At 39.1% G+C, this 16,554-nt stretch carries 13 protein-coding genes; 6 read left to right on the forward strand and 7 right to left on the reverse strand.

Annotated elements, in window-relative coordinates; translation table 11 throughout:
* Together ACWQ4X_RS15005 and ACWQ4X_RS15010 are read left to right on the forward strand one after the other, a co-directional pair.
* Window positions 1-565 (forward strand): FRG domain-containing protein (locus tag ACWQ4X_RS15005; protein WP_457904170.1); only part of this gene is annotated, 565 nt, incomplete at its 5' end.
* A 124-nt stretch (window positions 566-689) separates the two neighbouring features.
* Window positions 690-1,244: a hypothetical protein gene (locus ACWQ4X_RS15010; protein ID WP_457904171.1), complete on the forward strand. Its 555-nt coding sequence runs from the start codon at window positions 690-692 to the stop codon at window positions 1,242-1,244.
* 136 nt (window positions 1,245-1,380) lie between these two features.
* On the opposite strand, the gene ACWQ4X_RS15015 is transcribed toward ACWQ4X_RS15010, so the two are convergent.
* A complete protein-coding gene (locus tag ACWQ4X_RS15015; protein ID WP_457904172.1) occupies window positions 1,381-1,638 on the reverse strand; it encodes a hypothetical protein in 258 nt (85 codons plus the stop codon).
* Between the two features lie 58 nt (window positions 1,639-1,696).
* On the opposite strand from ACWQ4X_RS15015, the gene ACWQ4X_RS15020 reads away from it, so the two are divergent.
* The 4 genes from ACWQ4X_RS15020 to ACWQ4X_RS15035 all read left to right on the forward strand — a co-directional run bounded on the left by ACWQ4X_RS15020 (window position 1,697) and on the right by ACWQ4X_RS15035 (window position 4,609).
* Window positions 1,697-2,338 carry an SOS response-associated peptidase gene (locus ACWQ4X_RS15020; RefSeq protein ID WP_457904173.1) on the forward strand — a complete coding sequence of 214 codons (642 nt, stop codon included), beginning with the start codon at window positions 1,697-1,699 and terminating at the stop codon, window positions 2,336-2,338.
* A gap of 111 nt (window positions 2,339-2,449) precedes the next feature.
* On the forward strand, window positions 2,450-3,076 hold the full coding sequence (locus tag ACWQ4X_RS15025; protein WP_457904174.1) for a LexA family protein: 627 nt from the start codon (window positions 2,450-2,452) through the stop codon (window positions 3,074-3,076).
* A 14-nt stretch (window positions 3,077-3,090) separates the two neighbouring features.
* Window positions 3,091-4,386, forward strand: a complete 1,296-nt coding sequence (locus ACWQ4X_RS15030; RefSeq protein WP_457904175.1) for a Y-family DNA polymerase — start codon at window positions 3,091-3,093, stop codon at window positions 4,384-4,386.
* A gap of 4 nt (window positions 4,387-4,390) precedes the next feature.
* Complete coding sequence (locus tag ACWQ4X_RS15035) at window positions 4,391-4,609, forward strand: hypothetical protein (protein ID WP_457904176.1); 219 nt, start codon at window positions 4,391-4,393, stop codon at window positions 4,607-4,609.
* Window positions 4,610-5,189: 580 nt separating this feature from the next.
* On the opposite strand, the gene ACWQ4X_RS15040 is transcribed toward ACWQ4X_RS15035, so the two are convergent.
* From ACWQ4X_RS15040 to ACWQ4X_RS15065, 6 genes are all read right to left on the reverse strand, one after another.
* On the reverse strand, window positions 5,190-5,489 hold the full coding sequence (locus ACWQ4X_RS15040; RefSeq protein ID WP_457904177.1) for a type II toxin-antitoxin system HicB family antitoxin: 300 nt from the start codon (window positions 5,487-5,489) through the stop codon (window positions 5,190-5,192).
* 2 nt (window positions 5,490-5,491) lie between these two features.
* Window positions 5,492-5,680, reverse strand: a complete 189-nt coding sequence (locus ACWQ4X_RS15045; RefSeq protein ID WP_457904178.1) for a type II toxin-antitoxin system HicA family toxin — start codon at window positions 5,678-5,680, stop codon at window positions 5,492-5,494.
* Window positions 5,681-5,996: 316 nt separating this feature from the next.
* Window positions 5,997-6,398: a helix-turn-helix domain-containing protein gene (locus ACWQ4X_RS15050; protein WP_016165532.1), complete on the reverse strand. Its 402-nt coding sequence runs from the start codon at window positions 6,396-6,398 to the stop codon at window positions 5,997-5,999.
* Window position 6,399: 1 nt separating this feature from the next.
* Complete coding sequence (locus tag ACWQ4X_RS15055; protein ID WP_016165531.1) at window positions 6,400-6,690, reverse strand: type II toxin-antitoxin system HigB family toxin; 291 nt, start codon at window positions 6,688-6,690, stop codon at window positions 6,400-6,402.
* A 267-nt stretch (window positions 6,691-6,957) separates the two neighbouring features.
* The gene (locus ACWQ4X_RS15060) at window positions 6,958-12,114 is read right to left on the reverse strand and encodes a DUF4011 domain-containing protein (protein ID WP_457904179.1); all 5,157 of its coding nucleotides are present in this window, start codon (window positions 12,112-12,114) and stop codon (window positions 6,958-6,960) included.
* 453 nt (window positions 12,115-12,567) lie between these two features.
* Complete coding sequence (locus tag ACWQ4X_RS15065) at window positions 12,568-16,554, reverse strand: P-loop NTPase family protein (protein ID WP_243793646.1); 3,987 nt, start codon at window positions 16,552-16,554, stop codon at window positions 12,568-12,570.

Genomic DNA, 16,554 nt, shown 5'->3' on the forward strand with positions numbered 1-16,554 from the left:
ATTTATTGAAGTCGCAACCTTTGCTCAACACTTTGGTTTAGAGACCAGCTTTCTTGATTGGTCAAGAAATATCTTAACAGCATGCTATTTTGCTAGTATGGGCGCAATGAGTGAAAGCAATAAATACGAAACTAAATCTGGTTCTTTTAGTGTATGGATATTAAATAATACTCAACTAGATCCTAAAATTATTAAAGTTATAGAACCTCCCAAGTCCATAAACAATCATATATCCCATCAAAATGGACTTTTAACACTCTCCAAAATATCTCCAGAAATTGCAAACTTTATTAATCCAAAGTATGAAGTTCAAACTAAGCCTAAGGACTTCTCTTTAGAGCGTATTTTTGAATACTATGAAAAAGATCACTTATTACTCAAATTAAATATACCTTGGTGTTTTGCAGATGAGCTTTTTAATTATTGTAATGCTTTCAATTTTAACGCATGTAATTTATTTAGAGGTGCCCATGGTGCAGTACAGCACTTTAAAGACCTAAAAGTCTTAGAGATTTTTCAAAATAATTTTAATTTTACCAATAATACTTTCACAGATAGTTATTAATGAAAACATGGTTCTATTTCTACATCGTAGACACAATCAAATATGGTGAGCCATTCTATAAAAAGGCTGGATGTTCAGAATTCAAGAATAATTATTCCGTTTTAAGCTTAATAAGAAGTTAGCTATGGATCTAGAAAAAAGATTAGAGATATACAAGTCCGAGTATTACTTTCAAATTGACTTCAAAGAAAAACTGTACTCAAGAATGGCAATTTATGCTGTTTTGATTACTGCGTGCATAACTGCAAACATCACAATGTTCGATACGTTGATCTTAAATTCTGAATTCGTTTTGACGTTGTGTATTTTTTTCTGGCAGTTAATGGTGATTTTCTTGGGCTATATTCTTTATGGTTTTGTTTGCCTTTCGCATATCAAGCAAGACAGCTGGACAAACACCCCAAGTGACATGGAAAACTATAGAAATACTCTAGAGAATCACTTTAAACAGCATACGGCAAATAATATTCTTAGATCAAATATAGATGAAGAAATGCATTTGTATGTAAATGAAATGTTTACTATTTATCTAGTTGAGCAATACTCTCAGTGTGCGACAGTAATTAGAGACAATAACATCTATAGACAGCGCTGGCTTTTAAAAATTATGTCGAATACCTATGCATTATTGGTGCTCACAGGTATATTAGGTTTTATTTACTTAATTATTAAAATTTAGGAAGAATATGGCTAGATCAACAAATATTCCGCCACCACCCCCTCCTCCAAATACTACAAATGTTAGAGGTGGCGATATCATTCCTCAACGCCCACCAGCACCACCAAAACCACAAGTTAAAAAATAGAATAAGCCCTCACATGAGGGCTTTCTTAAAAAAGCTTTCACAGCCCTCTATGAAGACTTTATTGATTTTCATCTCTGGATCATCATCACATTGATCAATACTTTTTAGCTGATTGTACTTTGCATACAAATATCCATGGCATTGTTCACTTCCATCTTCAAAGCTACATTCTGGATCGATATTTCGTGTTTTGGATGCATTCGCCGCCCATAATCCTACGAACATGAATATAATGATGATCCCCGCAATAATTTTTGTAATATTCATTTTGTCTTTATCATGATGTATTGTTGAAGCATAATAATGAAAATAAATAGACTATGCTATGTGCTCAAATTACCTCTTCCCAAGCAAAAGAAATTTGACCCTCTTGGGTGTCGATACCAGCCAGTTTGATCTTGAACTTAAGGACCATGTATTCCCTTCCTATCATGCTCCAATCATCTTGAATGGCTCAGAACATTTAGAACTTGATATCGCAAAGTTTGGATTACTACCGAGCTGGGCGAAAGAATTGAAGTTCAGCAGTCATACTTATAACGCCAGAACTGAGTCTGTAGCAGATAAGCCTAGCTTTCGACATGCTTGGAAGTACAGCAAGTTTTGTCTGGTGCCTGTGCAAGAGTTCTACGAACCCAAATACATTAATGGTAAGCCACACTGGTACACCATTAAGCGTAAAGATGATCAACCTTTCACTGTTGCAGGGATCTATGATGATGCGGTGATTGACGGTAATAAAGTGCGTTCCTTTTCAATGCTAACCATCAATTCTGATCATCACCCCTTTATGAAGCAATTCCATGCACCGAAGGATGAGAAGCGATCCATCATCGTTATTCCAGAGCAGTACAGAAAAGACTGGCTGACAGCAGATCATGAACATGCGCATGAATATTTCTTTCAAATGCCTGATGAATTCGTCACTTTTCCACGCGATGAGCAGAAACAAAACGTCTTATTCTGACGCATCCTTGTTTATCCACAACTTTTTAAATTTGAATTTTAAACACTGTTAGTAATATCCTATTTAGACAAATTCTGCTTCCAAACACGCCTCGTAGCGTAGGAGTATCACATGTCTAAGAAGTTGCCTATCTACTTCTCTGACGACGCATGGTCATCTTTACAAGAGCTCATGGGTCCAGAGGGTAAGCCAAGCCCTACCATCAATACCATGCTTGAACAAATCGCTGTTCAAAATGAGCTTGTTGAGAAATTAGGGCTTACTGCTGTACTACCAAAATCCAAAGTCTCTATTCCCGTTTCTTTAGAGCGCATCCCTGCTGGTCCAGCCTTCAGCACCAAGGATGAGCAAGACAAAGCGCTCGATCTGAATGAATTTCTGATTCATAACCCTATTTCTACTTTCATTGCCTATGTAGACAGTGAATCTATGCTTGATGCTGGTTTTGAGATCAATGATCCAATCATTGTCGATCGTAGTATTGAGGCCAAGCATTACGATATCGTGGTTGCCTTGATTGATAATAGTGCCTCGACTATTAAGCGGCTGATGATCACCAATAAGATGTCCAAGTCTGAAATCAAAGAGATATTTGGAGATGAAGATTATCCTCTTCCAGAACTTTGGTTGAAGGCTGAGAATCCGAATTACAATCACATCATTCCTGATGACAGTCAGACCATCTCAATCTGGGGTGTGGTGACTTTTAATTTAAAGCGTATTTATCACCGCTCATAACAAGAAGAATAACCATGCAAAGTGAAAATGAAATATTCGCGTTAGTCGACGTGAATAATTGCTACGTCTCGTGTGAGCGTGTGTTTAATCCTGCCTTGAATGATCGCCCAACCATTGTGCTCAGCAACAATGACGGTTGTGCTGTAGCCAGAAGTCAGGAAGCGAAAGACTTAGGCATCAAGATGGGTGTGCCTGTATTTCAAATTCAGAATCTGATCAAACAACATAACATTCAGGTGCTATCGAGTAATTTCTCCTTATATGGCGAAATGTCTAAGCGCTTTATGGAGCTGCTTGGGGACTATGTTGCACCAGGAGACCAAGAGGTCTATTCCATTGATGAATGCTTTCTGAAGCTCACAGCTTATGAGCATCTGTTTGACCTGACCGATTATGCGCAGGATATGAGAGCTAAGGCTTGGCGTTGGTTGGGACTACCCTGCTGCATTGGCATTGGTCGCTCTAAAACTGAAGCCAAGATTGCCAATCATCTTGCCAAAAAGAATAAGTTCTTCAATGGGGTATGTAATCTTGTGCATATGGACCCATGCTCTACAGAAACGCTACTCGCGCAGGTTGATGTGTCTGAGGTTTGGGGCGTCGGCAGACAGAACTGTAAGAAGCTCAATGCTATGGGTGTTCAATCCGTTCTAGATCTGATCAATGCCAATCCTAAAGAAATCAAAAAACAGTTCAGTATCGTGATGGAAAAGACGGTGCTTGAGCTACAGGGCCTCTCTTGTATCGACCTGAGTGATGATGCTGTAGCGAAGAAGCAAATCATCAGCAGTCGTTCATATGGAAACCCGGTCTACGAAATGGATGACATCAAAGCTTCGGTTCGGCTTTATGTGGCCAGAGCCGTGAAACGAATGCGGGAAGATGGCTCAATCTGCAAGATGATTGGCGTGTATATCCAAACCAGTCGCTTTGATAAGACAGAGCGCTACTCGCCTTACATCGTGGTTCAGATGCATGAGCATACTGATGATTTATTGCTTATCACCAAGGCTGCGATGAAGGGTATCGATCAGATATTTAAGAAAGGCTTTAAGTATAAAAAGGCGGGAATCGTACTGCTCGAAATCACAGATAAATCCAAGTTTGTGCCCGATCTATTCACGGACTATTCACATAAGCAAGAGCGCGAAAAACTATCCGATGCCATCGAAGCCATTAGTGAACGGTTTGGGAAGAATCTCGTCACGTTAGGCATTGCTAACAATCAAGAAGCCTCATGGCACATGAATCAAAACCTTAGATCACCATCGTATTTAACAAAATGGTCTGACTTACCAAGAGTAGGATAAAAACATGCATCTATTTAAATTAACTGACGAGCAACTTGCGCAGATCCTAGTCCCGAAACGCTTTGTACCACCTACGCCACCTGAACATAAAGGTAAGAACATGGTGTATGTTTTTGATAGTGAGGACAAGTTTGAACTGACTTATGATGAGTTGGTGGAGATTATTAGTAAAGCAAGAATGGCTGGACCAAAGTTGATACCAGTGTTGGGAACAGTAAATTAAGTTGTGCAGTGGTCGCACACCACTTGAAACATTACTTAATTGGAAGCGAATTTGGGCTGAGAAAAAATCAGCTCAAATTTAACCTGACGGGCCCACTAAAAAATGGGTAACTGTCAGATCGAGTTTGGACTACAACACTTTAGCTCATCGATTTACCAAAGCGCTAAACTTCACACTATTGTCTAAAATCCAGTAATCAAACTGTGATGCTAAAGCTTTTAAATTCCCCTTATTATGAATCAAAGTCAGCATGATGCTTTTCATAAAGACAGTTTACTTATACCAGAGAGATTTTTAAACAATTCCCCCTTTTCAGTTTGCTTAGGCTATTTTAACCAGAGTTCATCTTCTAGCATGATTTTTAACATTTGTGGATTTTCTTTCTATCTGCTCTCTCAAAGCTTTCGAGTCATATCTCTTATCAGCACTAAGAAGATCGGTATTTTTCATAAATTACGCAAAAAAAACCGCCATGTAGACGGGTAGTTGCTCTCTTAAGATCTTAATCGTGTAGTGCTAATTCTGCAATTTTTTTGCCAAAAAGGCAGATCGACTTAAATGCTATCTTTTTGCAACAGCATCAAGACGTTTGACCAAAGACTCTGACATACTGACATTGATACGGACTGATTTTGCTTGTATCAATATCAATCAACAACCAGAACCCATCTTGAAATCGCTCATCACCCAACCATTGTTCAGGGCTTGATGGTTTTGGTAATTTTGAATCCTCGCCATCAAAATGAAGCTCTACAGCCTCTTGCGCCATGCGTTGAATATCTTGCATTTCATCTGCTGCACTAAAACACCCTTCAAAGTCAGGAAAAGTTAAGCCGTATGCAGTATCTTCATCTTTATGAACATATACTGGATATAACATATTTACCTCCACTCCCAACCAGCCTGTTTATAAATATTGCGTAAAGTGCCAATCGGCATGTCTTTCCTCGGGTGAGGAACTACAACATGATCAGATTTTTCAGGATGCTTGTATTTCTCATGGTCGCCTTTATCTCCCACTTTGTACCAGCCTTCCTGCTCTAGACACTTAATAATGTCTTTGCTATTCATTGTGTAATTATACGCAACACTATATTGAAGTGGCGTTAGAATGTTGCCATATTCGTCAAGAAAGTTTGTCTCAGACAAACTCGGTACGGTTCACTTTATTAAGTGCAAAAAAGCAAAAAACTTTACTGCGTAAAGCTACAATGGGCAATATTTCAATGATAATTTTATATAGTGTTTTTTTATTTATTACCGTTTTTGTGATTCTTAACGAAGGAATAAAGCGATTATAGGCACATAGACTTTGTAAATTGAAATATCAAGACTAACAAGAAATTCAAATTGATTACTAATAGAGCGCCTCACAGCGCCCTATCTTTTAGAAAAACGTATCTGCCGATACATTAAACCGCTCAGACAATGCCTTAATATGACGAATATTCAGTTGTCGTTTACCACTTAAAATCTCAGAAATCACAGACTGGGTTGCAACCTCTGCTAAGTCAGACTGACCTAAACCATGTTGCTCCATTAAAAAAGCCAAAGCAGCGCGACCATCCCCTTTAGGCATAGGAAGATGCTCATTTTCATAATCAGAAACCAGATCACCAAGCTGATGAATAAGCCCCATTAAAGGATGAGACTCATCATCACCAACGGTATCTAAAAGTTCATCTAAAGCTTCAACAAGTGTATGAAAGTCTTCTTCATTTTCTGGCTTGCTGAGCAATGGTGCAACGTAGTGCCAGTGGTCTACGGCCTGTTTAATCATCGCGTTCATACTAACCTTCCTTCCAATGACCTTTGTCATATTCTTTATGGGACAAGACATGACGGATATACACACGTTTCGCCTGATACATCACGACTGCAATAAGTCGGATCTTGTTCCCGCCAATATCGAACACATGGAACTTTCCAACTTTATCGACCGCTGGAAAGAGCTGTTTCATCTCAGCAAAATCTTTCGGATCGTTTGCCTTTATGGTTCGATACCAACCATCTAATGCCGTTTCAGCCTGTGGCCACTTGTGCATTGCTTCTATAATTCGAGCGTGGGTGATCACATGCATAACATTTTATCGCATTTTGCTATAAATCAAGTATAAACCAATTATCGCATTTTGCAATATTTAAGAGCTAGAATGAATAAAGCGCCAAACGGCGCTTTATTCATTATCAAAATACGCTTAATCTGATGACCTTAAAAATACCTGTTCATTCATCTGGCTTTTTCCCGTCACAAGCAGTTCATGGAATTTACGACTCGCATGGACTATGCAACCCACGTCAATGACTTGATTTAAAGCATGCTTTTCATCTCAAAGGTTTCAGACAATTTAAGCAACCTGTTGATTTATTTTGATCTCTTCTAATGCTTTTACCAATTTAGTTAAGTTCTGCTCCGGATCCAGCCACCAATCAACTGTCCACACTGATAATACCTGCCAGCCTAACCCATTTAATACTGTTGGTCTGAGCTGATCACGGTCTCTTGCTGTAGCTGCTTTTGCATAATTTTCACCATCGACTAGAATACCTACAATATAGCTATCTGCATGCAAGTCATCTTTAATAGCTAGATCTACACAGTTATCGCCCTGACCTATTCCGAGGTCCACGCTCCAACCTTTTTCTTGAAGCTTATTCTGTAAGTACTGTACAAATTCTTTTTTAGTCTGCTGTTTGTTTTGATCAACATAATTTAAATGCAGCTGACCACTACGAGCAAAAACTAAGAAATCTTTTAGATCCCTTACACCCTCACTATTGGTGCGTGCCAAATTAATTTCTTCTGGACTTAAGGCCGAGAAAACATGTAATCCTTGACGAGCGCGAGTAATTGCTACATTTAGACGGCGCTGACCACCTTGACGGTTAAGTGCACCAAAATTCATAGATAAGCGGCCATCACGGTCTTTTGCGTAAGTAATTGAGAAAACGATAATATCGCGTTCATCCCCTTGCACATTCTCTAAATTTTTAACAAATAAATGCTCAATGCCTGATTTACTCAATGTCTCTAACTCTGGATGATTTGCCAATTCATTATCCAGTAAATCTTCAATCAACTTCTGCTGAGTCATATTGAAAGTGACCACCCCTAGAGTCAAAGGATTCTCTTGCCCTAACTGTGACTGTAAATGCTGAATAATGAATTCAACAATTGCCTTAGCTTCATTCGGATTGGTACGTGTATCCCCTTTGTCATAGACTCCATCAACCACATGCAATTTTACAGCTGTGTCCTTAGCAACAGGTGCAGGGAAAGTAAATAAACCACCTTTGTAGTATTTCTGATTACTAAACTGAATCAGGCTTTCGTAACGACTACGGTAATGCCAGTTCAAAGCTAATTCTGGTAACTGAGCAGCAAGGCATTCATCTAAAATACTCTCCAGATCTTCAGTAACCTCCTCATCAATTTCTTCTTCAGAATCGCCTTTACCAAAGAAACTGGTTGGTGGCATTTGTTTATTATCACCCACCACGATTGACTGTTTACCCCTCGCTAATGCACCAATTGCATCCCATACAGGAATCTGTGATGCTTCATCGAAAATTACTACATCAAATTTTGCTTCTGTGTCCAGATATTGGGCAACTGATAATGGACTCATTAATAAACATGGTTTCAAGCCAACTAAAACATCAGGAATTTGACGCATCAACTCTCGTACAGGAATATGACGGCGTTTCTTACCCAACTCTTTGTTAAGAACAGTCCATTGCCCTTTGTACTGGTTTTGTTCTGTAAAAATATTATTCCAACGGTGAATAATTTCCTGGCTTGCAGCAAGTTGGTGTTCTTTATCCTGCTGGGCAAAGGACATTATTTTCTGTTCATGTTGTTGGCTGTTAAATTGATTTAACTCTGGATGCTGGCTAAACTTATGTGTAATCCAGTGTCTCTCTAAATTAATATTCAGGCGTTTTAGGGCAGCATCCAAATCCAGTGGGGCATGCAGAAGTTCAAATGCCAATGGTTTTAAGCCACTTTTAATAAGCTGGCTTTTAATCGCCTGCCAATTTAACCAATGCCTCCAAGCTAGCCCATATTGCTGCAATTGCTGTTGTCTTTCGATAATTTCATTAAAATCAATATCTGAATATGCGGTAATCTCAATATCACCCTTCAGTACATGATCATTCAGCAATTGACTGAATGTATTCTCCACCTGAGCTATCTTTTGCGTCAGTTCATCCAAATCATGATTTTTACTGAACTCTACCGCTTTTAATAAAGTTGCTTGATCGGTAATTGACGACGCAACTATCTGCTTAATTTCTTGCCACTGATTGTGAATAGTTTCAAAACTTTGCCACGCGCTATCTTCACCCTGCCAATAAGAACCAAGCTCATTCGCTAACTGTTTTTCACATTCAGTAAACTGTCGTTGTTGGCTTTGGATATGTTGCAAGATAGGTAAGTCATGTGCAACTGCCAACGCTGTTGGGCGTTGAGTCGAGTCTTGATAGGTCTTGACTAAGTTTCTCAACTGGAATTTAGCGAACCATGAAAATGGGAACATTTTTGATTCTGCTTCACGCCATTTAGAGCCCATTTGACTTAAATCTGCTTGATAAATTTGAGATTGGTATTGCCCTACTAATGAAGAACGCTGTTGCTTAAGATCCTGCGTTAAGTATTTTGTCTGGGTAATGGTTTTTAAATCGATATCTTTAATCGTATTTAATAGTTTTAAATCTGTTTGCTGAACTAGTTTAGATATTGCCTTAAAAATCGAAACATCCTGCTTAACCAGACTCAGATTTTGCTTCTCACTGAATCCAAAAGCCTGTTGCCAAGCAGAAATAGACTTTTGTAATTGCTGTATCTGACCGATAAGTTGGTCCTGTAATAGCTGATATTGCTCCTGCCATGCCAGACTCCAAATAGGTTCAGACAAGCCCTCCGCAAAACCATCCAATACGTCTTTAGCATTTTCATTCACTAGCTGACGCAAGCTTACCGCTTGTGTCACAGTCTTATTCAGCAATTCACGCTTTTCTAATGTCAATGTCGCGATATTAATCTCAGGAAACCGTAAATGTGGTGTATTCCGATAACAAAGTTCATCACTCATTGCTGCATACAGACTCCAACCAATCGCATGTACGGTATGCAGGTTATTTACGTGCTGATTCAGTTCATCACGTGACTGGATTAATCTGTCCGATAGCTTCTGCCATTCAGTTGTCTTTGGCTGAGCACTTAGAAAGTATGGATCATTGTTTTTCTGTGCTCTTTCCCGTAGTTGATCCAAAACCTCCATTTTCTGAGCTTTGGAAGAATGTAACTGCAAGCACAACTCACTCAAACCAATCTGTGTCAAACGACGATAGACAACCTCTAAAGCAGCCATTTTTTCCGAAACGAATAACACGGATTTTCCATCTGCTAGACATTGTGAAATCATATTGGTAATGGTCTGCGACTTACCTGTACCAGGAGGGCCCGAAAGTACAAAAGTACGTCCTAATGCGGCGGACATCACTGCTGCTAGCTGTGAAGAGTCAGACGATAATGGTGTAAATAATTGTTGCGGTTGATATTGTTGGTCTAGTTGAGCTGGTTGCGGAAAATCATCTTGCTTAATGAATGGTTCTCGTGGTGTTTCAATAAGATGATTTACTACAGATTGATTTTTAAGTTGATCCATTCGTGTAGACAAATCAAGCCACATTAAATATTTTGAAAATGAGAACTGACCAATGGCAGCCTCAGCTTTAACCTCCCATCCTGCTATATTCACAATAGCCTTACGCACAATATGTAAGACTTGATTAACATCTATACCAGAATCATCTGTAGGCAAAGGATTTAAACCCGAAATATCTAGTTCAAAATCCTGTCTTAATAATTGTAATAAGGTCGAATTAAAGCGAGGCTCATCATCATACATAAACAGGCGATAACCTGTTTTAGCGGTCTCGCGAGTGATCTGCACAGGAATAAGCAGTAGAGGCGCTTTAAAGGTGCGTTTTGATCGCTCTGATTCTTTCCATTCCAAGAAACCGATCGCAAGAAATAGTGTATTCGCTCCGCCCTCTTCCAAAGCAGTACGTGAGGCACGGTAAACCTCAATTAAGCGCTTTTCCAATAAGGGTGTATCGAGTGGACTAAACAATAGTTTTCTGGACAGGCTCTCATCAACATATTGATTGATATGCTGGCTTTCATTGTCACGCTGGACGTCTTTTAGCGAGATGCTATCAACCCCCTTAAATAAGAAACCCTCTTGGTTCGCCAATGCATCTTCAAGTTTACCCAGTGTTAACTCAGGACATTGTAAGGGAATGCTGTAACGATTGTCCTTAAAGTTTAAGAGCTTGTTACGAAGACTTAGATCGAGTAAACGACGCAACCAGCGGTCAACCCTAGTGGTTTTACTTTCAACTGGACGTTCAAGATCGTAAACAGGAATGGATGCAGGTGCCCATTCAATTTCTGTTTCATCCAAATGATTTTTCTTATCCTGGTATGAGGAAATTGGTTTAATGCCTCGCAACCGAGACTGGCGAACATCAATCGCAAGATAGAACTTATGCTGGCGGGATTCATCCTTAATGTACTGTTTTGCTGTTTCAAGTGCGGATGCAAACTTTGCTTGTTGTGTGAGCAGCGTTGTTTCTAGAAAAACAACTTCACCCAAATCATAACGCTTTCTTAAGGCTTGAATATCATCAATAATCAAGTCAACATTTGGCGTCTCATTTAACCAAATACCAAGATACGAATGTCCTTCTTCAATAATAAGTAAAGTATCTAAGCCTATTTGTTCAGCCAAGGCACTTAAAAGTATTGTCGTGTCTAAACAACATGCTAGCTTCTCGTCAAATATCTGCTTTGCCAAACGTATTCTTTGGCCCGATTTAATAAAGCTTGCTGGGTTAACAATATAATGAATATCTTGTTGTAATAAAGATTCCCATAACGCATTCAGCTGAGATAAAACAGAATCTCGATCTCGGTCTTGATAACCATTTAATGAACCTAGTTCTTTTGCTTTTAAAATTTCACTGGCCTTTACCAAAATCGGGCTGAGTGCTGAAGCATTGGGTTGTGAAAAACTCGCCAATAATTCTATGGGTTGGCGTTCCCCACCCCAAGTATCAATAGTTAATAAATCAATCTCTACCCGCTGCTCTGCCAGTATCTCGTCTCTTTCATTCAACCAAAGTATTTCAATACTGCCTTTAAGATTCTCAGGTAACTCCTGCAATAGTTTAATATCAAAAACTAATTTTGGTTTATCAAGAGCCAAAACTTGATTACCTTCTAAGCTCGCAATATTGATGGTATGTTCTTTGAAATACTCAGGATTTGAACGAATAACAATTCGAGAACCAGAAGTTGTTTCAGTGGAAGAGATTAGAACTTGCCGAATAAGAGGCACTGAATTTTGTTGTAAGACAAAACTCAAAGCTGAAGCACAATCAACGTGTAATGAATATTGTGGATCATGTTGTTGGTTATTTTCATCTTCTAGCATTATTTTCCCCTTCTCAATTTTATCAAACCCAATTAAAGGCATGCTTAAAAAGCTAAAATCACAATATTAAATAGTTGATATCTTGTTTTAAAATTAAGCGAATAACAATACTAAATCGTTATTCGCGGAAATACTAAGAAAAGAGACACTTAAATTTTCTTAACAAAGCATAACTCAAGCTAAAATCTAATGTTGAGTTTTCATTAGACTACTGTTTGTGCTGATGTTTTGCTGGGTGCTAATTTAGGTTATTTTCAATCAACTTAATATCTTTAACCTCTTCCATCAATAAGATTGCTTTGTCTTTATATTTGTCTAGCAAAGATCACTTATCTTTCGGCTTTGATTCGCCTGGCTTAATGCTTTTACATTATTCCTCTTATCAAATTGCTTAGGCTATTTTAACTCGAGTTTCTCTTCTTCGTATGATTTTTTATTTAACTAACTCGATTCCTACTCATTGAACATCGTCAGCGCATTTACCAAATTCAATTCACGACATAACATAAAATTGGATTGCTCAAATAACGTTTCAAATACTGGATGGCCAGACAATTGATCTGTTCCACGGAATGGATGATCCTTATATTCGGGCACAACTGGATATTCAGCATTCCTCGCCTTCAATTCAAAACTCAAGGTATCAAACCAATCAACATCGAAGCTCTTGTCAGCGATTTTGACCAACTCATTTGAACAAACTGGATACGCCAACCATAGTTTACGGATCATGCCTTGTTGCTCTACTTCCTTAATATAACTATCGCTTTCAGACTCACGAACAGCAGTAATCATATTCAGAATTTCCTTGATATATTTCTGAATATTTTTATAAGTGTTCAATTGAGGATGACCCTTAATCGCTATTAGCTCGCCCCAAAATACTTTTAGTAATTCTTGAGCATTGTTGTCATTCGCTAGTTGAAATGATTCCTTATTTCCAAAAAATGACCTGTCTTCCAAGATGATTGGCCCAGAGATGTAAATATTCTCTGGTATTGCTAAATTATCCTCAGAGTCACTGATCGTCAACAATCTTGATTTTAAAGAATGATTATCCCGGCACCACTTTTCGTAGAACTGAAGTTCACTAGATTCAGCTTCTTTGACAGGCGTATAGAAACTACGAAATCTGCTGGTTTTAGTGCTGTAAACCGAATTTAGGTTTAGTGCTCCATACAACCGTTCAGCCTTATCCATAACAGCTTTCAGGCGGCCAACCAGCTCCCCTGCATCTTTATTTGAGGCCATTTTATAAAGAACACTATTGGTCTCCTTCATAAAGTCACGAATCAGCTTGGCCAATCCCGGTTTCCCATTGCCTTTATCCTTCACTTCCCCAATCGGGATCATGGCAATATTCGAGTTCTTAAAGCCAGCATCTCCAGTGATTCGGGTAAACAAGGTTCCTCGAATCAACATAAAAATAGAGAGCATGTCCAAGGAGCTTTTAATTTTATATTCCAGTTCAGATTGAAATGCATCACTGGTTGTTAAGTAAAAATCTTCAACAAGAATGGTCAAAGTACGGTCTCTTTCATCTCCATTAACCCATTCTTTCGTTTCTGGATCTAAATACCCACCACGTCCACGGTATACAAGTTGTGCAATTTCCATCATAGAGGCTTCAATTGCAAAGCGAGGCATCGCTGCAATAATGGCATCACAGTTTGGAAATGAAATACCTCTTGCTGCAGTTGAAGTAATCAAAACAACTTCAAGTTCTTCCTTTCTCTTTAGGAGGTCAACTCGATTGCTTCCCATAACCTGACTATCAAAAATACCAATCTTGGATCGATCAACTTTACCAGCATGAATGATCGCATCCCTCAACTTCGCTAAGGCATTTTTATCTTGGGCAAAATAGATGACTTGCTTCTTCCCTGCCAATAAATGCCGATGGATCAACGTCAGGGCAGTATCTTCGGAACGTTCACCTATTTCAGATCTAAATTGTTGCGTTAAATTTCGCTCCAGGCCCATCTCATCCTTCTCAGGATTGATAGCATATTGCATCAGCATGTAATTAATTTTCAGCTCAGTGGCTGGATAACAGTTCGCCATGATATGAATACTTGGTCTGAACCCTTTTCCATCACATATATCCGCTGTCTGCATTTTGAAAGGGAAATTACCAACCGAAGGAGAAATAAACATCTTGGCTGGTAGTGGATCCAACTTCTTCATGTAATTCTGGATTGCATTTACATTACTGAGTGAAGCATCCGCAAGGATGACTGTCACAGTAAATGGCGAATTGCCATCAAATGGATCAATAAAGTTCTTCGACAAGAACTTATGCATCTCATTAATGAAAGACCGACAACCCGAATCCCCAGTGATTTCATCAAACATCACCACAATATTCGGGAACTTCTTGGCAAAGGCTGCACGTTCCATCCTAGCTTCCGAAGGTTTTTTATCGATGTCGATTTTAAACATCTTGTTTAAACCATCTAGACTTGATGCGATCTTCGCTTTACTTTGCCCTTCTCTTGGATTCCTTGGCCCAGCAGCCGTGGTGTCATATTTCATGAATGCCTGAGTCGCTACAGTCATGGTGAGTCGATTAATCTCAGGATGGCAATCTAGCAATTGCTGCGATGACTCACCAAGAGAATCAAAAACTCTCGCAAATTTCTTGTTGGTCGCCGTGACTTTAGCATCGGATGTATTTGCATATCGTCTGCTGGTACTTTGACTTTCCTCCAGGTCCTTAATCTTTTGATAGTCGTCTTGCTTGAATAGCAATACACTTGAACCATTCGATGACTTCAGATTATCAACACCACCAATGATTGCACCTCCACGAGCATTTACAGGATTTTCCTTGCCATTGATAGCAGCATAAATCTGCTTGGCTTGCGTCACTACCTCGCTATTACTCGTAATCGTGGCTGAGATTTTAGACAAATCCCCAACTACATCATCATTGATCAATACTCGTGGACTTGTGTAGAAGAAAAAGAACCCCTCCAAGTCTGCCAAGAGAGTCTTGACGCTTGAAGTTTTTCCAATACCCGGTGTTCCTGTCAGGCAAATATATGAAATTTTACCGAGCTGACTTTCTTTTAAGGCAACCACTACGGCACATTTATGCAAATCACGTAAAGTAAAAGCGGTCTTATTCAGGATCTTTTTCTTCTGAATAAGTTTGAATTCAGCCTTGACCATTTGCTTCAGCTTTTGCTTATGATCATCGACATCACCATACTGGTCGATCAGGTCAAATACGTATTCCAAAGACAAGGGAGCATTCGGATTAATAAAGTCTTTGAGTTGTTCCGTGACCGAAAAGGTTAAGTCCTCACCGTATTCAATATCGGTGATATTTTCATGGAGCTTGTCCCTCATTTCTGAAGTCGGCTTGCTCATCAAAAAATTTAACATCTGAGTTTGAAGAATTTTACGTTGCTCTAAATTCTCAATACTCAGGTGGTTTTTCCGATACTCCTGGCCCAATTGGAACATCATTTCCAATTCTGGAGATTTGTGATCATCCGAGTATTCAGATGAGATGTATTCACTACCCCTATTTGTAATCGCAATCACATTCAAACGCATTTTACATTGTCGTTCAGGATCCAGAGTGCGCTTAAAGGATTCCGCAAAAGTTGTGGCATAAGAACAACCTTGGGCAATCTTAAACAGTACCTTTTCTTTACGAACGAACGCCTTCAGGTAATCACGTAATTTGTCAGTGAATTTGAAAGGAATTTCCTGAGCCTCAGCATTCACATAAGAAAATACACTATGCGATTCGGATTGCTTGATATACCGTTTATACTCATTCAGATATGTATATGGATCTTTAGCATTGAACTGTTCAGGTTCACCGATGACATAGAATATTGAGTATTCCTGAACCATGACATGATAGGTTGATTGGACACGAATCACTGCCAAGAAATCCGATCGAGCAAAATTTCCCTTCTTAAACATATCAGCCTGATAAATTTTAAACTGGTCTTTGAAGGTTTGTGTTGTCTCAGACTTATATTTCTCCATCGCTGCAAACTGCTCTGCAGTTGTGTAGTCATCTATCCAAGTTTGAGTAGTGTCACTTGGTAAGGTTAAGGGACACCAGATTCCAGCCAAGCCCCAGTTCGGTTTTGCATCTGCTGACTTTGCCAGTGGAGAGCCTTTCGGTTTAATTTTTCGAAGGAACTCACGAGTATTGGTGTAGCCATGTCCGAACGAGGTTTTCATCAAATGATGAAAGTACTTCTCAATATTCTCGTGAACGGTTGCATTCACAACATCTGCATATAGTTCAGCTTTAACCTCAGCAAGAACCTCCATCAGCTGCTTACGGTTCCATCTGATAACCAGTGGATGATTAGTTGGCAATAGCTTTGCGTCCAACAAAGCCATGATTGCCCCACGTTTAGCTCCGATTTCATAAACCTCGCCCCAAATTTTTGCTTCATTATCCAACAC

It is taken from the genome of Acinetobacter sp. NigerLNRRAM0016 (assembly GCF_054112845.1).